Origin of the sequence: Rhodanobacter ginsengiterrae, assembly GCF_050026815.1 — a bacterium.
GTDB classification, from domain to species: Bacteria; Pseudomonadota; Gammaproteobacteria; order Xanthomonadales; family Rhodanobacteraceae; genus Rhodanobacter; species Rhodanobacter ginsengiterrae.
The window spans coordinates 100,741-119,686 of record NZ_JALBWO010000044.1; the positions used below are offsets into that span (position 1 = coordinate 100,741).

Below are 18,946 nucleotides of genomic sequence, written 5' to 3' on the forward strand. Positions count from 1 at the left end.
GAAGGAGGCTGACGTTGGCGAATTCATTTGCCTTTAGGCGACCAGCCACCCGCCAAAAGGCCGGTGGCTGGTCGGGCTGGTTTCAGCCGTGTCGGCCATCAGTAGTCGTAGGTCACCGACAGACGCACGGTGCGCGGTGGCTGCCAGAAGATTCCCTGGCCATAGCTGTTGTTGATCGAGATCAGCGCCGGAGCCGGGGTCGTGCCGTCCGGAGCCAGGTAGTTGTTGAAGGCAGCTTCGCCGGCCGGCTGCGTCTGCACCGCCCTCTGCTGGTCCAGCGCATTGATGACGTCCAGGTGGAGACCCAGCCGGTGGTCGGCGAACGCCGGCATGTAGTGAACGCCGAGATTGACCTGCTCGGTCCACGGCGTGTGGCCGACGGAACCAGGTGGCAGGCGCATGCCATGACACCAGTGGTAGTTGCCGCTGCCGCCATTGTTGTACCCGGTCGGATCACCGACGCCGGCCGTGCCGTAATAGCCGAGGCATTCGTTCGGGGTACCGGACTGCGCCAGAAGCGTACCCGACACCAGCCATTCCGGCGTGATCTGGTAGGCGCCGCGGAAGCGGATCTGGTGTTTGCGAATGTTGCTCAGCTCGCCGTTCTGGCCATCCATGAGCTGCCATGAATCCCAGTCCTCGGTCTTGGAAACATCGCCCTGGCCGAAGTCGGAGCGCACCTGGCCTTCGGTGTTGCCGAAGCCCCTGCTGAAGGTGTAATCGACACGACCCATCCAGGTGCCGTCGAACGGGTGCTCCATGTACAGGTTCAGCGCGCCGATCTTGCGCTTGACGCCCTGGTTGAAGCCCCAGTCCTTCGTGCTCATCGGCACGATGACGTTGCCGCTGCCATCATTCCTGGTGACCAGCATGGTATTGGTCAGGCCCGGATTGATGAGGCGACAGTAAGACGCCCCGTAAAGCGAATTCGAGTAGTCGGCGGCATTCAGGCCCATGCTGGTCATCTTCGCGGCGATCTGGCCCGGCGAGCATTCGTCGTCAATGGCGGTCTTGAGGTCCCGCCAGGTCGCCTTGGCACCATAGATCCACTCGTCATTGAGCTTCTTGTCGAAGCCAACGATGAATTCGTCCACGTACTCCGGTTTCAGGTTGCGCGCCGTGACCTGCTGCGGGTCCTTCGGCAGACCGAACTCGCCATCTGGCGAGGTGACACCGCCGACCTGCGTCAGGCCAGTCGGTATGCCGTTCGGATCGATGCCGGTGTAGTTGTACGTCGTGACTTCATAGGTGGAGCGATTCGCCGCGCGCTCCGCGGCGTTGTCCGGCAGCGCGAGGTAGTAGCGGCCCATGTTGCCGTAGACCTTGAACGACGAGTCACCCATGACGTCCCAGCTTGCACCGATGCGCGGCTCCCACTGGTTCTTCTCGTCGACGAAAGCCTTGCCCAGGTCGTTGTAGTTGGTGAAGTGGTCGTTGCGGATGCCGATATCCAGCAACAGGTTGGGCGTAACCTGCCAGTCGTCCTGCAGGTAGAAGGCTTTCTGGGTCATCGTCATGCTGGTGGCCCACCCGATATTGCGCTTGCGCACGATATTGCCCGGATAGTAGCGCCAGTAGTAATTGATCGACGGATTGAATGGATTGGTCTGGTCGGGGCCCTGATGGCTGGCCTTGTAGCTCATGTTGTCGATGCCGACGGCGAGGTCATGATCACCCAGCTTGTAGTCGAAGTCGACGCGCAGGCCGTGGGTGGCGTTGGATGCCTGCGGCGAGGTCCAGTTGATGTTGGTCTGATCGTTGACGATGCCGTTTGACCCGGTCCCGGGCGGCAGAAAGGCCGGGTTCTGGTTGTCCGCACGGGAAATGAATGGCAGCGTGCTTTTGTTGGCGTAAACGACCGGGTCGTGGAAGTTGGCCTTGCCGTATTCGATGCTCAACGTAGCTGCATCGGTGATGTAGCTGGTGAAGTGGCCGATGTAGAACCGGGCGTTGTCCTTTGTCACGTCGTTGTTCGTGACGAAGGCGCCGGACTTCAGTGTGTCGGTGTCGAACGCATAGGTGGAACCCGCGCCAGTGGCGGAATGGTTGTCCAGCGCCGTCAGCTCGAGAATGTTGGTGTCCGTGATGTTCCAGTCCAGCTTGGCATAGACCTTCGAGTCCTTGTCCCGGTTGTACTGGACTTGTTGATTGGCCGCGAACTCGACATTGGTGGCATGAGTTCTGGTGGTCTCTGCTCCCAGGAACATGAACAACCTGTCCTTGATCAGCGGGCCGCCGAGATAGGCCGAGTAGATGGTCTGCCACTCCTTGTTGCCGTTGCGGTACTGGTTCAACGTCCCCGGCTTGCGCGCGTCCTCGATCTGATAGTGAGTCAGGCCGTCGAGACTATCGGGGTTGGCGATCGGCGCCGGAATCGCCGGGTGGCCGTAATGATTGTTGACCGGCGTTCCCTCGAGGAACCGCGGCTGCCAGGACACCTGGGCGCCGAAATGCCATTGGTTGGTGCCACGTTTTCCGATCTGGTTGAGCACGCCTCCGTCGGAGCGACCGTACTTTGCGTTGTAACCACCGGTCAGCGTCTCCTGCTGGTCGATCGCGCCATAGGGCAGCTGGAAACCACCGATATTCTTGTATGGCTCACCGGTGTTGTAGCCGTTCACGTAGTACGCATTCTCGGACACGCTCGAGCCGCCGAAGGAGACCGCATTGCCTTTGGCGAAGAATTGACTGCCGCCGACGGTACCCGGGGCGAGCAGCGCAATGGATTCGGCGTTGCGGCCAATCGGCAACCTGCGCAGGTCAGCTGACGTGATGACCGTGCTGGAGTTGACACTGGAGACATCGATTGATGGCAGTGCATTGGCCTGCACCGTCACGGCGCCCAGTGAGGTTGTTCCGGGTGCCGCGGAAGGAGCGGTGAACGCCACCGCGGCGCCAGCACCTGGCGACAGAGCGACATTCTGGCGCAAATCGATGACGGCACCATCTCGCTTGAGCGAGACCGTGTAGATCCCGACCGGCAAGTTGCTGATCTGATAGCGCCCCGAGCTGTCGACGGCGACTTCGCGCGTCAATCCCGACGAGTTAGTGGCGACGACGGTTTCGCCGGCGGCCGCCGGTGCCTGGCCAAAGATGGAGCCCGAAGTGGACTGTGCAACGGCGACACCGCCCAGGCTCATGTTGAGCGCCAGGACGAGCGCGGTGTGCCGCCACAAGGGACTGCGTTTTTTCTGGTGACTGCTCATGTGAAATGAATCTCCCCATTGCTGTTGAAGGCCCGGAGGCCGAGTGACGAAACTCGATCAATGCGACGAACGGCGAACCGAATGCGGCTTTCGGTGTGACCGGGTTTCAGGTGGTTTCGAGCCGGGATGCGCAACAGATCTGCTCACGCCGGATCGAATTGCGGAATGGCGGGCACGCGTCAGATCAAGCTCGTGCGCCCGCTGCGCAGCTGGGCGCCGAGCTTGCCGTGGAGGTTTATGAGGCGATCGACGACCTGCGGTTCGCTCGCGTCGCAGAGCAGGTCGTAGAGCTCGGCCACGATTTCCGCGCGTTGCTCTACATTCAACGAGCCGCCCACCAGGCATATGTAGGACTGAAGCAGTTTCAGGGTGGCAGCGAGGCGCTGGGCGTCGATGCCGGCGGGGCTGGACGTCGCGACGGGCGCGATCATGGTTGTGGGGGGCGATGGCGTGGGCTGGTTGAAAGTGCCGTCGCGGTGCTCATTGTTCTGCGGATGCATCGACCCTTCGCCGGCTATCAGCCATGGCAAGGAGACATTCAGTCCGCGCGCCAGCGCGACGCAGCGTGCGCGGGAGGGATCGCTGTGACCGTCGCGCCAGCTGCGCACCGAGCCCTCGGAGCAGCCGCAACGCCGGGCCAGCGCCGAGACCCCGCCTTCGCGTGCAATCAGCAAGCGCATGCGCATGGCCAGATCGCGTGCGTCGTCGGGGCCAGCCTCGGCATCCGCGCGCGGCTGGCGCAGCGTGGACGTCAGCACTGCTTGGGCAGGTGGCTGCTCGAGAAAGGCTTTGTCAACCGGCAGGCGCTCCGGGGGGAAACCCGGGGCATGGCGGTCACGTTCGAAACGTAACGGTTGCAGCGTCTCGATGCGGGGCGCCATCGTCGACATGCACGACTACTCCATGAGCAGGGAAGGGCAGCCTCGCCGGAGGTCTGGGGAAGTGAGTGATGTGTTCAGGCGAGACCGGGAAATGCGGCGATTCGTCAAGGTTTCGTTAGAGAAATCCCGGGTGAAAGTAGGCGTCCGCATTAACCCGATCAATGACCAATTCCCTCGAATCCGATAGAGCCAAATCCCGTGGGGTATTCCGGCGAAGATTGTGGATCGTCGGCACCGCGCGAGAAGGCTGCCGTCAGTCGGACTCGATCTTGAGCCGCCTCCAGGTGCGTCGGCCATGGCAAATCCTGGTCGCGTGCCCGTTGTCGCCTTGCCGACGATTGTCCGGATGGCTGGATGGCTGGCTGGATGATTTCCGGGGTCATCGACCCGAATCCGCGTCAGCCTGCTGTCCGGCGAGCTTCGGGTAGGGTCGGATGATTCGATCGCTGCCCACGACACCTGTGCTCGCCGGCGCCACCCCTTGCGAGTGATGCCGGAAGGTTGGAAACACGGATTCGAAAATCGTTGCGAAACCCGGGCTGTCTACTGCGAAACACGGGCACGTGCTGGTTCGCCAGAAGGCCAACTGGCAGGATCAATTCGTCGTTGTCCCGGCACAGGCACGAATGAGCGATGGCTGCAGTGGAATGTCTGTGACAGCAGGTCCAGAGGGTGCCGATGGCCGTGCAGATCGGGTGGCTTGAAGTGCGCGATGAATCGCGCAGGATCCTGCGGATGCGCAGGATCACTTGGGCACTGATCCCAGCGGGTATCGCCTGCGTTCCAAGGCATGGGTCGGCGGCGCTGGAACTGAAAAGTCAGCGCCCGAAGGCTGAAGGAGATGCGCGCGCTGTCCGCCGCACGGGCGAGGCAGCGCAACACACGAACGACAGGCAGCGTCCGCCTACTTCAACTGATCCCACAGGAAGTCGTACGCCATCGCATGCATGTGCGCGGATTGCTGGTTGTCTGCGCCGGCACCGTGGCCACCTTCGAGGTTCTCGTAGAACCACACGTTCGGGTGGCCTTGCGCCTGCATCTTCGCGGCCATCTTGCGTGCCTGCACGGGACCCACGCGGTCGTCGCTGGTGGCGGTGTAGAACAGCACCGGCGGGTAACGGCCGTCCTTCTTCACGTTCTGGTACGGCGAGAAGGTCTTGATGAAGTTCCAGTCGGCGCCATCGGGGTTGCCGTACTCGGCCATCCACGAGGCGCCCGCCGACAGGTGGATGTAGCGCTTCATGTCCAGCAGCGGCACCTCGCAGGCGATCGCGCCGAACAGTTGCGGATACATCGTCAGCATGTTGCCCATCAGCAGGCCGCCGTTGCTGCCGCCTTCGGCACCGAGATGCTTCGGCGAGGTCACCTTGCGCTTGATCAGGTCTTCGGCCACCGCGGCGAAGTCCTCGTAGGCGCGCGGGCGGTTGGCCTTCAGTGCGGCCTGGTGCCATTGCGGGCCGTATTCGCCGCCGCCGCGGATGTTGGCGATCACGTAGACGCCGCCGCGTTCCAGCCAGGCGCGGCCGACGCTGCCGCTGTATTGCGGTTGCAGCGAGATCTCGAAGCCGCCGTAGCCATACAGCAGGGTGCGGTTGGAACCATCGAGCTCGAGACCCTTCGGCGCGATCTCGAAGTAGGGCACACGGGTGCCATCCTTCGACTGCACGAAATGCTGGCTGACGCTGAACTTGTCCGCATCGAAGAACGCCGGTGCCTGCTTGATCGTCTCGGCCGGCGCGCTGTCGAGCACACCGCGTTGCAGCGATGACGGGGCAAGGAAACCGGTGACGTCGAGCCAGTATTCGTCGCTGTGATCGGGGTCGGTGTCGACCACGCTGATCGAACTCATTGCCGGTGCGCCGGGCATCGCCTCGCGCTTCCAGTCGCCGTCGGGGGTTGCCATCAACGGCGGCGTCAGCACGTCCAGCCGGCTCTTGACGTCGTCCAGCAGGTTGAGGATCAAGTGATGCCGCGTCCACGCGTAAGAGTCGAGCGAGGTGTGCGCGTCCGGCTGGAACAACACGGTGAATGCGCGCTTGCCGGCCATGAAGCGATCGAACTGCGTGGCCAGCAACGCGCCGGCGGGGTAGGTCGTGCCGTCCACCGTCCATGGCGAGCGCGTGCGTACCAGCAGCCATTCCAGATGGGCGCTGGCTTCGGCGTCATCGGGTACTTCGACGCGGGCCAGGCTGCCGCCGATGCGCTGGTACATTTCGCTGTGGAAGAAGTCCCTGGCGATGGACACGAAGTCGCGCTCGTAGCCCGGCGTGCGGTCGTGGTACGCGCTGACAGCAAGATCGGTGGGCTTGCCTTCGTACACGGTGGTGGCCTTGGCCAACGGTGTGCCGCGATGCCATTGCTTGACGATCCGCGGATAGCTCGATTCGGTCATCGAGCCGGGTCCGAAATCGGTGCCGACGTAAACCGTGTCCTGGTCGATCCAGCCGATTTGCGTCTTGGCCACCGGCAGCTCGAATCCGTTCTTCACGAAGCGCTTGTGCGGAATGTCGAATTCGCGCACCGCGATGGCGTCGCCACCGTCCGGTGACAACGACACCAGGCAGCGCTCGAACGCGGGTTTCATGCATTGCACGCCCTTGAACACCCAGCGCTTGTTCTCGGCCTTGTTCAGCGCGTCGATGTCCAGCAGCACTTCCCACGCCGGTGCGGCCTTGCGGTATTCGGCCAGCGTGGTGCGCCGCCAGATACCGCGCGGGTGGGTCTTGTCGCGCCAGAAGTTGTACAGGTGGTTGCCCATCCGGCTGACGTAGGGGATGCGCGCGTCGGAATCGAGCACCTCGAGAATGCCGTCGCGGGTGCGCGCGAACTCGTCGTTGTCGACGAACTGGCGCGCACTCGCCGCGTTCTGCTGCCTGACCCAATCCAGCGCGCGGGCGCCGTGGATGTCCTCGAGCCACAGGAACGGATCGTCGCTGCTGCTGGAGTCCGCGGCCGAGCCGGCGGCTTGCTTGTCTTGCTGGGCGATGGCGTCATTCATGCCCGTCAGTGTGACGCCTAGCGCCAGCATCAACCAGAGTGATTTCATGGTGTCGCTCCCATGTCGTTGAACTTGTCGTTGCGTGATGCGAGGACTGTCGCACAGCTGGCGCGGATGAAATTACCAGCTACCGCCACCATCCCGCCGCTGGAACCTTCGCCCGAGCCGGAACGGGAACCGGGTGTGACCGAGGCGGCGAGCAGGGTCAGCAGGCAGCAGGCGTGGAACAGGCGCACGGATAGCTCCCGGTCAGCAGGCCAACGAGTCAGTTCAGCACCACCGCCACCAGCGGCCGCGCATCGTCGTCGGCGGCAAAGAATTTGGCCGTCTGGAACTTCGGCGCGCGGGCGACCAGCAGGTCGGGAAAGCGTTGCAGGTGCGTGTTGAACTGGCGTACCGAGCCGTTGTAGAAGCGCCGCGCGTGCTGGATCGCGTCTTCGACATCGACCAGTTCGCGCGACAGCTGCAGGAAGTTGCTGCTCGCCTTGAGCTCGGGATAGGCCTCGCCCAGCGCAATCAGGCGAGTCACATCCTGGCCCAGCACGGTTTCAGCCGCGCCGCGCGAGGCCGCGCCATGACTGGTCCGGGCGGCGCTCCGCTCGGCGGCGAGCCGGGCCAGCAGATCGCCTTCGTGGGTGGCATACCCGCGCACGGATTCGGCCAGCACGGGTACCAGGTCGTGGCGACGCTGCAGCTGGACGTCCACGTCGCTCCACGCGGTGTGCACCTGGTTGCGGTCGCGCACCAGCCGGTTGAACATCCAGCCGACGTTGATGGCCAGCGCCAGCAGGGCAAGAGTGGCGATCATCGTATGCAAACCCCTGGCGGCGCAGGCGCAACGCAAGCGCTGCGGGCGAGAACTCTCGGCGTGATGGTGGTTCCCCTGTACCGGCGCATCTTGTCACTGTTCGGATGGCGGAGCAAAAAAAGAGGCGGCGGTCCGGATGGTCCGGGCCGCCGCCCATGGTGAGCGGTCAACTTCGACGCGGTCCCCTGCCGGAAGCCGTGTCGTACCGCGCCGTTACAGCAGCGGAATCAGCAGCAGGGCGACGATGTTGATGATCTTGATCAGGGGGTTCACCGCCGGGCCGGCGGTGTCCTTGTACGGGTCGCCCACGGTGTCGCCGGTGACGGCGGCCTTGTGTGCTTCCGAACCCTTGCCGCCGTGATGGCCGTCCTCGATGTACTTCTTCGCGTTGTCCCACGCGCCACCGCCGGTGGTCATCGAGATCGCCACGAACAGGCCGGTGACGATGGTGCCGATCAACACGCCGCCCAGTGCCTGCGCGCCCGCCTCGGGACCGCCCAGCCACTTGAAGCCGAAGATCACCAGCACCGGCACCAGCACCGGCAGCAGCGACGGCACGATCATTTCGCGGATCGCCGACTTGGTCAGCATGTCCACCGCGCGCGAGTATTCCGGCTTGGCGGTGCCGGCCATGATGCCCGGGATGTCGCGGAACTGGCGGCGCACCTCGACCACCACCGCGCCGGCGGCACGTCCTACCGCCTCCATCGCCATCGCGCCGAACAAGTACGGAATCAGGCCGCCGATCAGCAGGCCGATGATCACGTAGTGGTTCGACAGGTCGAAGCTCACCACGGAGCCGCCGAAGTGCTGGCTGAGGTTGTGCGTGTAGTCGGCGAACAGCACCAGCGCCGCCAGCGCCGCCGAGCCGATCGCGTAACCCTTGGTCACCGCCTTGGTGGTGTTGCCGACCGCATCGAGCGGGTCGGTGACGCCGCGCACTTCCGGCGGCAGATCGGCCATCTCGGCGATGCCGCCGGCGTTGTCGGTGATCGGACCGTAGGCATCCAGCGCGACGATCATGCCGGCCATCGACAGCATCGCGGTCGCCGCGATCGCGATGCCGTACAGGCCGCCCAGGGCAAACGCACTCCAGATCGCCGCGCATACCGCGAGCACCGGCCAGGCGGTGGACTTCATCGACACGCCGAGGCCGGCGATGATGTTGGTGCCGTGGCCGGTGGTGGAAGCCGCCGCGATGTGCTGCACCGGCTTGTATTGCGTGCCGGTGTAGTACTCGGTGATCCACACGATGGCACCGGTCAGGCCAAGACCGATCAGGGTGCAGCCCCACAGGCTCGTCGCGCCGTGGCTGAAGTCCGGCATCAACTGCATGGTGATCGGATAGAACGCGGCGGCGGCGAGGATCGCCGAGACGATCACGCCCTTGTACAGCGCGCCCATGATCGAGCCGCCCTGTTTGACCTTGACGAACAGCGTGCCGATGATCGAGGCGATGATCGACACCCCGCCCAGCAGCAGTGGATACAGCACGGCATTGGCGCCCACTTCGCTGACCATCAGGCTGCCCAGCAGCATGGTGGCGATCACCGTCACTGCGTAGGTTTCGAACAGGTCGGCCGCCATGCCGGCGCAGTCGCCCACGTTGTCGCCCACGTTGTCGGCGATTACCGCCGGGTTGCGCGGGTCGTCCTCGGGAATACCGGCCTCGACCTTGCCGACCAGGTCGGCGCCCACGTCGGCGCCCTTGGTGAAGATGCCGCCGCCCAGGCGCGCGAAGATCGAGATCAGCGAGCTGCCGAAGGCGAAGCCGACCAGCGCGTGCAACGCCGGTTCACCGGTGATGCCCATGCGGTTGAGCAGCAGCCAGTAGCCGGCCACGCCGAGCAGGGCCAGCCCGACCACCAGCATGCCGGTGATCGCGCCGCCGCGGAAGGCGACATCCATCGCCTTGCCGAGGCCGCCACGGGCCGCCTCGGCGGTGCGCACGTTCGCCTGTACCGAGACGTTCATGCCGATATAACCGGCGGCGCCGGACAGCAGCGCGCCGAGCAGGAATCCGATCGCGGTCGGCCAGCTGAGAAAGAAACCGATCAACAGCAGCAGCACCGCGCCGACCAGGCCGATGGTGGTGTACTGGCGATTGAGATAGGCGCGGGCGCCTTCCTGGATCGCCGCGGCGATTTCCTGCATCCGTTGGTTGCCCGGCGATTGCGCCAGGATCCAGCGCGCCGAAAGCGCACCATACAAAACCGCCACCACCGCACACGCAACGACGATCCACCAGCCATACTGCTGCAGCATCGGAGCCTCCCCATGGGTTGTAAGTGGCCGTCCGGAACGGGCGGTCAGTGGGGAGTATAGGCAGACGATCCGGCGCAGGCTGTTGTGCGGCGCAGCGCCATCCCCGAAAAGAAAAGGGCCACGTGCGGTACGTGGCCCTTGCTTCGTTCAACCCGTCGCGGAGCTAACGCAGCGCGATATCCAGGATGATGCCGGTGGCGACGGCGACCAGCAGGTAGTCGTTGTTGGCGCGCACCCAGTGATAGCCGCGCGGCGGATGGCGCAGCCGGTAGTAGTCGTAGTTGCGCACGACATAGGTGGGGCCGTAATAGCGATGGCCGCGCTCCCAGCGATGCGGGTGGCCGTAGTAGCGTGGGCCGGCGTAGCCATGACTGCGGACATGGCGCCAGTCATCGTGGCGACGGTAGTCGCGGCGGCTGTCGTGGCGACGATGGTCCTGGCGCCACTCGTCATGGCGCCGATTTTCATGATGACGGTCATGGCCCCGGTCATGGTCCCCGGGAGCTGGGCCGGCCACGGCGAAACTGCCGGTGGTGATCAGGGCAACCGCGACAAGCAGGCGGGCGAAGATTTTCATCTGCGGGGCTCCTTCCCTCGGCATGTGGCCGCGACAATGCGGCTTTCGACCGGGGCAGGGGCATCGTAGGAAGTTGCGGCTGAACGCAACCCGATCCCGCGGGAGCGATTTCAGCTGCTGCTCAGCATCGCAACAGCCGTCATCGTCCTGCGGATTCAGCGCTGGAACGTGGCCAGCTTCTTCGGCACCAGAGCGTTCTTCAATGTCACGTAACGCGGCAGCCCGTCCTTGCCATAGGGCAGCTGTGCCTCGCCACGGATCAGCGGGGCCAGATAGCGCCGCGCCGCGGCGGTGATGCCGAAGCCATCGCGAGTGATGAAATGCTTCGGCATCTTCTTTTCGCGGTTGGCGATCTTCGCCAGCGGAGCCGCTTCGATCTTCCAGCGATAAGGCGCGTCGGCGCTGCGCACGATCACCGGCATCACCGCGTTCATCCCGGCCAGTGCGTACTCCACCGCGGCCTTGCCCACGGCGTAGGCCTGCTCGGCATCGACTTTCGACGCGGCATGGCGCGCCGAGCGCTGCAGGTAGTCCGGCAGCGCCCAATGGTATTTGTAGCCAAGCTGCTCCTTCACCAGCGCGGCCAGTACCGGCGCCACGCCACCCAGTTGCGCGTGGCCGAAGGCATCGCGGGTGCCCGCTTCGGCGAGGAATTGGCCGGCGGTGTTGCGCACGCCTTCGGAGGCGACCACGGTGCACCAGCCGACCCGCTCGACCGTGGCCTTCACTTTCGCCAGGAAAGCCGCTTCGTCGAAGGTGTTCTCCGGGAACAGGATGATGTGCGGTGGCGCATCGGCGCCCTCGCCGGCCAGCCCGGCGGCGGCGGCGATCCAGCCGGCATGACGACCCATCACCTCAAGAATGAACACCTTGGTCGAGGTCTCGGCCATCGAGGCCACGTCCAGGCTGGCCTCCAGCGTGGAAATGGCGGTGTATTTCGCCACCGAGCCGAAGCCGGGGCAGCAGTCGGTGACCGCCAGATCGTTGTCGACGGTCTTCGGCACGCCGATGCAGCGGATGTCGTAGCCGAGCGTCTTGCCGATCTGCGACAACTTGAGCGCGGTATCGGCGGAGTCGTTGCCACCGTTGTAGAGGAACCAGCGGATGTCATGGGCGCGGAACACCTCGATCAACCGCTCGTATTCGGCGCGGTTGTCTTCCAGCGACTTCAGCTTGTAGCGGCACGAGCCAAACGCGCCGCCCGGCGTGTGGCGCAGCGCCGCGATCGCCGCGGTGGTTTCCTTCGAGGTGTCGATCAACTCCTCGCGCAGCGCGCCGAGAATGCCGTTGCGCGCGGCGTAGACCTGCACGCCCTTGCGCCGGGCCGCTTCGATCACGCCGGCGGCAGTGGCGTTGATCACCGCGGTGACGCCGCCGGACTGGGCGTACAGGAGATTGCCGGTGGGGACGGATGAACGGCGACTCGGGCTCATGGGTTCCTCGATACGGGCAGTGGAGCGGTGCGGATGGTCGATGACAAATGTTTTGAGCGACAGTGACTTGTGCGCACAAGCGGGTTGCCGCCGTTTGACGGCATGGGGTGCAGCGGCTAATTTGGCGCACACTATCCGGGATATCGGACGGACTGCGGCAGTGTGCGGCAGTGCGTCGAACTTGTGGAGCATTATGCGACTCGTCCTACTTGGTGCGCCCGGTTCGGGCAAAGGTACGCAGGCAGCCCGACTGAAGACGGCGCTGGGCGTACCGCATATCTCGACCGGCGACATGTTGCGCGCCGCGGTGGCCGCGGGCACCGCGATGGGGCTCAAGGCCAAGGCGGTGATGGACGCCGGCCAGCTGGTTTCCGACGACATCCTGCTTGGCATGCTGGAAGAGCGGCTGGCCCAGGCCGACGCGAAGGCCGGTTTCATTCTCGACGGTTACCCGCGCAACCTGGCCCAGGCCGATGCGCTCGATCACCTGCTGGCCAAACTGGGTCAGCCGCTGGACGCGGTGGTCAAGCTGGACGTGCCGAACGAGGCGATCATCGGTCGCTGCGAGATCCGCTTCAAGGCGGAGGGCCGCGCCGACGACAATCCCGATACGGTGCGCAAGCGTCTGGCGATCTACGCCGAGCAGACCGCGCCGGTTGCCGATTTCTACGCCAGCCGCGGCAAGCTGCAGGTGGTCGATGGCGTCGGCGAACTGGGCGAAGTCACCGCGCGCGTTCAGCAGGCCCTGCACCACGAGCCCGCTGCGGCGAACGGCTGAGCAGCTTCCGCTCCGGTGGAGCGGATCACGGAATCGCCCGCCATGCGCCTGCACATCCTCGGTATCTGCGGCACCTTCATGGGTGGAGTGGCTGCGCTTGCGCGCGAGCTAGGCCATGCGGTCGAAGGCTCCGACGCCAACGTCTATCCGCCGATGAGCACCCAGCTCGAAGCGCTCGGCATCGGCTTGATGAGCGGCTACAGCGCGGCGCACCTGCAGCCGGCGCCGGATCTGGTGGTGGTCGGCAACGCGATGACCCGCGGCAATCCCGCTGTCGAGTACATGCTCGATGCGCAACTGCGCTATGTCTCCGGGCCGCAATGGCTGGGCGAGACGGTGCTGGCCGGGCGCGAAGTGCTGGCCGTGGCCGGCACCCATGGCAAGACCACCACGACCAGTCTGCTGGCGCACTTGCTGGAAAGTGCGGGGATGGCACCGGGATTTCTGGTCGGTGGCGTGCCGGGCAATTTCGGCGTGTCGGCACGGCTGGGCGGTTCGCCCCGAATCCCGAATCCGGAATCCCGAATCCCGTTTGTCATTGAAGCGGACGAATACGACACCGCGTTCTTCGACAAGCGCTCGAAGTTCGTGCATTACCGGCCGCGCATCGCGATCCTCAACAACCTCGAATACGACCACGCGGATATTTTTCCCGACGTCAAAGCGATCCAGCGCCAGTTCCATCATCTGGTGCGCACCGTGCCCGGCAATGGCCGGCTGATCGTCAACGCGCACGACGCGCGCCTTGCCGAGGTGCTGGCGATGGGCTGCTGGACGCCGGTGGAAACCTTCGGCATCGGCTGCGGCGACTGGCAAGCCAGCCTGACCGAGGCGGATGGTTCCGCGTTTGTGGTGCATCACCGCGGCGAACGGCTGGGCGAAGTGCGCTGGACCCTGCTCGGCAACCACAGCGTGATGAATGCGCTGGCCGCACTGGCGGCCGCAGCGGCCGCCGGCGCCGATCCGAGAACCTTGTTGCCGGCGTTCGCCAGCTTCGAAAGCGTCAAACGCCGGATGGAACTGGTCGGCGAGGTGAATGGCATACGCGTCTACGACGACTTTGCCCATCACCCCACCGCGATCGCCACCACCCTGGCCGGCCTGCGTGCCAGCGTCGGCGCAAGCCGCATCCTGGTGGCGCTGGAACCGCGCTCCAACTCGATGCGCCAGGGCGCGCACGCCGAAGCACTGGCGCCGTCGCTGGCCGATGCCGACGCCGTCGTCTTCCTGCATCGGGCGGAACTCCCCTGGGACGCCGGCCAGGTCACCGCCGCGCTCGGTGGAAGGGGCACCACCGCGCCCACCGTCGATGCGTTGATTGCCAGCCTGCGCGGGCAGGCACGACCGGGCGACCAGGTCGTGTTCATGTCCAACGGCGGCTTCGAGGCGGCGCCGCGCCGGTTCGTGGAAAGCCTGCGCCGGGCTTGAGCGGGGGAGGGTGGCGGTGACCCGCTGCGCCGCAGTGGCTACACTCGCCGCATGGTCGTCAAGTCACTGTCACCACTGATCGAGTTGCCGCTGTTCCCGTTGGCCTCCGTGCTGTTCCCCGGCGGGCAACTGCAACTGCGCATCTTCGAGCCACGCTACATCGACCTGGTGCGCGAGTGCACGCGCTACGGCACCGGCTTTGGCGTCTGCCTGATCCTGCAGGGGCACGAGGCGGGCACGCCGGCGGTACCCGCGGCAATCGGCACGATGGCGCGCATCCGCGACTTTCATGCCGACGAAAGTGGCCTGCTCGGCATCGTGGCTACCGGGGAACAGCGCTTCCGCGTTGCACGCAGTCGCGCCCGGTCCGACGGATTGCTTCGCGGCGAAGTGGAACTCTGGCCGGACGAACCGGCGCTGCCGGTGCCGGTGGAGTTTGCGCTGCTGCAGAGCATTCTCGAACGATTGATCGAAACCATGGCGCCGCACTGGCACGATGCGCCACGCAGCCATTACGACGATGCCAGCTGGGTCGGCCTGCGCCTGGCGGAATTGCTGCCGCTGGACGCCGCCGAGCAGCAAGGCATGCTGGAGCTGACCGACCCCTTGCTGCGTCTGGCCGAGTTGCGCGACATCCTGCCGCGTTTCCAGAAGGCCTAGGCCGCCAGCCGCTAGACTGTGCGGCGGTACATCCTTCTTCTGCGGAGTCGACGCTCATGGGTACGCTGGCCGGCAAGACCTTGTTCATCACCGGTGCGTCGCGCGGCATCGGTCTGGCGATCGCGCTGCGCGCTGCGCGCGATGGCGCCAACATCGTGATCGCGGCGAAAAGCGCGGTGGCCAACCCGAAACTGCCGGGCACCATCCACAGCGCGGCGGCGGAAGTCGAGGCGGCCGGCGGCAGGGCGCTGGCGCTGCAGGTGGATATTCGCGAAGAAGATCAGGTGGTCGCGGCCGCGGCGCGTGCCGCGGAGCATTTTGGCGGCATCGATATCGTGGTGAACAATGCCAGCGCGATCTGGCTGGCCGGTACCGCCGAGACTCCCATGAAGCGGTTCGACCTGATGCAGCAGGTGAACACCCGCGGCACCTTCCTGGTGACCCGCAGCTGCCTGCCGTACCTCAAGCAGGCAGCCAATCCGCATGTGCTGATGCTGTCACCGCCACCCAACCTCGATCCGAAATGGTTCGCGCCGCATACCGCCTACACCATCGCCAAGTACGGCATGAGCCTGTGCGTGTTGGGCATGAGCCCCGAGTTCGCCCCGATGGGCATCGCGGTGAATGCCCTGTGGCCGCGCACCGTGATCGCGACGGCGGCCATCGGCATGATCGATGGCGTGAAGGTCGAACACTGCCGCAAGCCCGAAATCGTCGCCGACGCGGCCCACTTCATGCTGACCCGCCCCGCGGCGGGCTACACCGGCCATTTCGCGATCGACGAGGATATCCTGCGCGAGGCGGGAGTCAGCGACTTCTCCGGCTATGCCGTCCAGCCCGGTTCGCCCCTGCTGCCCGACCTGTTCCTGGACTGATCCTGCGCTTGTCGCGCATGGCGTACCGCCCCCGACGGGGCTACCCGGATACTTCGTCACACGGGCACTGCCGAGGGCGGTGCGGGCATGGCGGAAAACGGCCTTGCGCCTTAACAACTGCGGCTTGAGCGCAGGTATATGCTGGAGGCGCATCACACATCCAGTTGGGGCCTCGCGCAAGGCGACGGCGGCTCCCCCGGGGGGCGGCCACCTGCCCAGGGGCGCGGTATGGATCTGCAATGGTGACCATGTGACGGGCACGGGAGCAGGGGCAATGACCATGAGGGTGGGTCGAACGTCAAGGCGATGCGTGGTCTGGTTTGGCCAGCCCACCGACGGCGAACGCGCCTGTCTGGCGGAGGCTGGTTGGCGCCTGCGCATCGGCGATGCCCGGATGCACGACGGCGTCGGCATGCGTCGCGGTGACACGGTGGTGGCGCTGGCTGACCTGCGTTGCGACACCACGGCCACCGCGCACGCGATGGCACGGCTGATGGCCGATCACCCCGGGTTGCCGTGGATCGCGCTGATCTCGCAGCAGACCGCTGCCGACACGCGGGAAGTGGAGGATGTCCTGCGGGCGAGTGCGGAATTCGTCACCTCACCGGTCGACATGGCGCGCCTGCTCGCCAGCCTCGAGACCCTTGGTGATGCCAGGGCGCCTGTCGTGGACATGACGGATATGCCGGGCATGGTGGGGGCACAGAGTTCGGTGATGCGCGCCACGGTGCTCAGCTTGCGCAAATATGCGGCAGTGGACCTGCCGGTGCTGATCACCGGCGAGACCGGCAGCGGCAAGGAGGTGGCGGCGCGTGCCCTGCACAGCCTGTCGACGCGCCGCGAGCGCCCGTTTGTCGCGATCAACTGCGGCTCGTTGCCGATGAATCTGGTGCAGTCCGAATTGTTCGGACACGAGCGCGGCGCGTTCACCGGGGCCAGCGCGCGGCGAATCGGCCACTTCGAGGCCGCTGCCGGGGGCACCATCTTCCTCGACGAAATCGGCGATCTGCCGCTCGATGCGCAGACCAGTCTGCTGCGCATCCTGCAGGAAGGCACCTTGCAGCGGGTGGGCTCGAGTCATTCGATCGAGGTGGACGTTCGCGTGCTGGCCGCTACGCATGTCGACCTGGAAGATGCGGTGGCCCAAGGCCGTTTCCGCGACGATCTCTATTATCGACTCAACGTTCTGCGCTTGCGCATGCCGGCGCTGCGTGAGCGCGAAGGTGACATCGAACTGCTCGCGCAAAGCTTCCTCGATACGTTCCGGCAGCGGCATCACAGTTGCGCACGCACCTTTGGCCGGGGCGCACGTCAGGCCCTGCGCGAATTCGGCTGGCCTGGCAATGTGCGCGAGTTGCTCAATCGCGTACAGCGCGCCGCCGTGGTGGCCGAAGGCCATCTCATCAGCGCGGCCGACCTTGATCTTGCCGAACCGCAGCCCGCTCGCAGCGCAGTACCCAGCCTCGACGTGAGTCGCGAGTCGGCCGAACGCGAGGCGCTGCTGCGCAGCCTGCACGAAAGCCGTTGCAACATCAGCGAGTGCGCGCGCCGGCTTCACGTGTCCCGCGTCACCGTCTACCGGCTGCTGAAGAAGCATGCGCTGGAACTGGAGGACTTGCGCAACCATTCGGCGGCGCCTTTCGCGGGCAGCGCCGCGAGCGCGCCGCACGGTCGGCATGGCCGCAGCGCGCCAGCGACTCAGAACATGTAGGGGATCTTGAAGGTGAGGCTGAAGTCCGGTGCGTCCGGTGTCAGCCCGATCCCGAGCATCGTCACCAGGGTAGTGTGCTGGCTCATCGCATAGGTCACGCCCAGATTGAAGGTGGCCGCATTCGCATCGCTGCCGATCACCTTGGTCCACGGCATGCCGGTGTAGCGCAGCGAGGCCTTGGCGCTCAGCTTGTCGCTGAAAGACATGCTCATGCTGGTGCGCTCGTTGAACGCGAACGCCACGCCCGCACCCACGTAATAGGATTCTCCGAGCTTCACTTCGCCGGGATTGCGCGTCTGCGGATCGGTGTCGATGTCGCCGAATCGGCGCGGGAACGAGTGGATGTAACCGATGTTCGCGAACACGATGGCCGGGTCCATCGTCTTGATGGCCGACAGGCCGATATTGCTCTGCCACACGCCATTGCCGGTGGGCTGCTTGGCTGGAACGGCAAAGCGGATGTACTGGTCGTTGCCGCGGTCCAGCACGTTCCAGTCAATGCCGTAAGGTGCCCGCCCGGTCGGCGCGGTGACGCCGAAGGTGAGTACGGTGTCGGGCCGGCTCGCCGTTTCCGCAAATAGCTTGTAGTTCGCGCTGAGGGTGGCGTCACCGATGCCGGCGCCACGGGTCTGCTCTTCGGCAATCGCCGCCGCCGAGCCGCCGGCGCCACCTTTTTGATAGACCGTCTTCCGGCCCAGGTAGGGAACGTCCAGATTCAGCGTAAGCCGGGGGCTGACGCCGTAGCGCGCGGCGAGATTGTAGGTGAGCGAATCGGACTCGACATTCTGGATGGCAATGTTGCCCAGGAAGATCGCGTCCAGCGCGAGGAAGCCGTTGAGGGTGAGCTGCTTGCGATCGTAGCGGCTGTAGCTGAGACTGCTTTCCAGGGTGAACTTGCGGTCGAACACCGCGTTCTGTTGCAGCAGGGCGTCCTTGATGCTCCGTGACGGAGCCTGTTGCTGCGCACTCTGCGCCTCGGCGAGCGTTCCCGCCGTACCGCCCTGGCTGGCGGCGCCGGGTGCCTGGGATGGGGCCGGGGCGGTCGCTTGTTGCTGCGGTGACTCGGCCCGCGCTGTCGGCAACTCCGTCATGCCGGCCTTGCCGGTCAGGCGGGATTGCAGCGCCTGTACCTGCACGTCGAGCTCGCGCAGTCGCCGCACCTCTTGCGCATAGCTGCTCTTGAGCGTCTGCAACTGTTCCATCAAGGCCTTGACGTCGGCCTGGTCCTTTTCGCTGGCCGGCTCCTGCGCTGCGGCCGTGGTGGAAGCCAGAAGCAGGGCGAGAGCCACGCATGTGGCGAGTGTTGTCCTGTGCATGATCGTGATT

At 65.3% G+C, this 18,946-nt stretch carries 14 protein-coding genes; 5 read left to right on the forward strand and 9 right to left on the reverse strand.

Features of this window, described 5'->3' with window-relative positions:
• Positions 1 to 98 precede the first annotated feature (98 nt).
• The 8 genes from ACQGNJ_RS03765 to ACQGNJ_RS03800 form a co-directional block, all read right to left on the reverse strand.
• Positions 99 to 3,206, reverse strand: a complete 3,108-nt coding sequence (locus tag ACQGNJ_RS03765; RefSeq protein ID WP_426687895.1) for a TonB-dependent receptor — start codon at positions 3,204 to 3,206, stop codon at positions 99 to 101.
• Positions 3,207 to 3,385: 179 nt separating this feature from the next.
• Complete coding sequence (locus ACQGNJ_RS03770) at positions 3,386 to 4,096, reverse strand: helix-turn-helix domain-containing protein (RefSeq protein WP_426687896.1); 711 nt, start codon at positions 4,094 to 4,096, stop codon at positions 3,386 to 3,388.
• Between the two features lie 895 nt (positions 4,097 to 4,991).
• Positions 4,992 to 7,085: a prolyl oligopeptidase family serine peptidase gene (locus ACQGNJ_RS03775; RefSeq protein ID WP_426687923.1), complete on the reverse strand. Its 2,094-nt coding sequence runs from the start codon at positions 7,083 to 7,085 to the stop codon at positions 4,992 to 4,994.
• Positions 7,086 to 7,129: 44 nt separating this feature from the next.
• A complete protein-coding gene (locus ACQGNJ_RS03780; RefSeq protein WP_426687897.1) occupies positions 7,130 to 7,321 on the reverse strand; it encodes a hypothetical protein in 192 nt (63 codons plus the stop codon).
• A 29-nt stretch (positions 7,322 to 7,350) separates the two neighbouring features.
• Complete coding sequence (locus ACQGNJ_RS03785; protein WP_426687898.1) at positions 7,351 to 7,893, reverse strand: LemA family protein; 543 nt, start codon at positions 7,891 to 7,893, stop codon at positions 7,351 to 7,353.
• Between the two features lie 213 nt (positions 7,894 to 8,106).
• Positions 8,107 to 10,158, reverse strand: a complete 2,052-nt coding sequence (locus ACQGNJ_RS03790; protein WP_426687899.1) for a sodium-translocating pyrophosphatase — start codon at positions 10,156 to 10,158, stop codon at positions 8,107 to 8,109.
• Positions 10,159 to 10,321: 163 nt separating this feature from the next.
• The gene (locus tag ACQGNJ_RS03795) at positions 10,322 to 10,735 is read right to left on the reverse strand and encodes an RcnB family protein (protein ID WP_426687900.1); all 414 of its coding nucleotides are present in this window, start codon (positions 10,733 to 10,735) and stop codon (positions 10,322 to 10,324) included.
• A 155-nt stretch (positions 10,736 to 10,890) separates the two neighbouring features.
• Positions 10,891 to 12,168, reverse strand: a complete 1,278-nt coding sequence (locus ACQGNJ_RS03800) for a 6-phosphofructokinase (protein ID WP_426687901.1) — start codon at positions 12,166 to 12,168, stop codon at positions 10,891 to 10,893.
• A gap of 193 nt (positions 12,169 to 12,361) precedes the next feature.
• On the opposite strand from ACQGNJ_RS03800, the gene ACQGNJ_RS03805 reads away from it, so the two are divergent.
• From ACQGNJ_RS03805 to ACQGNJ_RS03825, 5 genes are all read left to right on the forward strand, one after another.
• Positions 12,362 to 12,946: an adenylate kinase gene (locus tag ACQGNJ_RS03805; protein WP_426687902.1), complete on the forward strand. Its 585-nt coding sequence runs from the start codon at positions 12,362 to 12,364 to the stop codon at positions 12,944 to 12,946.
• Positions 12,947 to 12,988: 42 nt separating this feature from the next.
• Positions 12,989 to 14,374: a UDP-N-acetylmuramate:L-alanyl-gamma-D-glutamyl-meso-diaminopimelate ligase gene (mpl, locus tag ACQGNJ_RS03810; RefSeq protein ID WP_426687903.1), complete on the forward strand. Its 1,386-nt coding sequence runs from the start codon at positions 12,989 to 12,991 to the stop codon at positions 14,372 to 14,374.
• A 51-nt stretch (positions 14,375 to 14,425) separates the two neighbouring features.
• Positions 14,426 to 15,034, forward strand: a complete 609-nt coding sequence (locus ACQGNJ_RS03815; protein WP_426687904.1) for an LON peptidase substrate-binding domain-containing protein — start codon at positions 14,426 to 14,428, stop codon at positions 15,032 to 15,034.
• 56 nt (positions 15,035 to 15,090) lie between these two features.
• A complete protein-coding gene (locus tag ACQGNJ_RS03820) occupies positions 15,091 to 15,909 on the forward strand; it encodes an SDR family oxidoreductase (RefSeq protein WP_426687905.1) in 819 nt (272 codons plus the stop codon).
• Between the two features lie 280 nt (positions 15,910 to 16,189).
• Complete coding sequence (locus ACQGNJ_RS03825; protein WP_426687906.1) at positions 16,190 to 17,620, forward strand: sigma-54 dependent transcriptional regulator; 1,431 nt, start codon at positions 16,190 to 16,192, stop codon at positions 17,618 to 17,620.
• On the opposite strand, the gene ACQGNJ_RS03830 is transcribed toward ACQGNJ_RS03825, so the two are convergent.
• The gene (locus tag ACQGNJ_RS03830; RefSeq protein ID WP_426687907.1) at positions 17,608 to 18,936 is read right to left on the reverse strand and encodes a hypothetical protein; all 1,329 of its coding nucleotides are present in this window, start codon (positions 18,934 to 18,936) and stop codon (positions 17,608 to 17,610) included. The two genes, ACQGNJ_RS03825 and ACQGNJ_RS03830, sit on opposite strands and share 13 nt — an antisense overlap.
• Between the last annotated feature and the right edge of the window lie 10 nt (positions 18,937 to 18,946).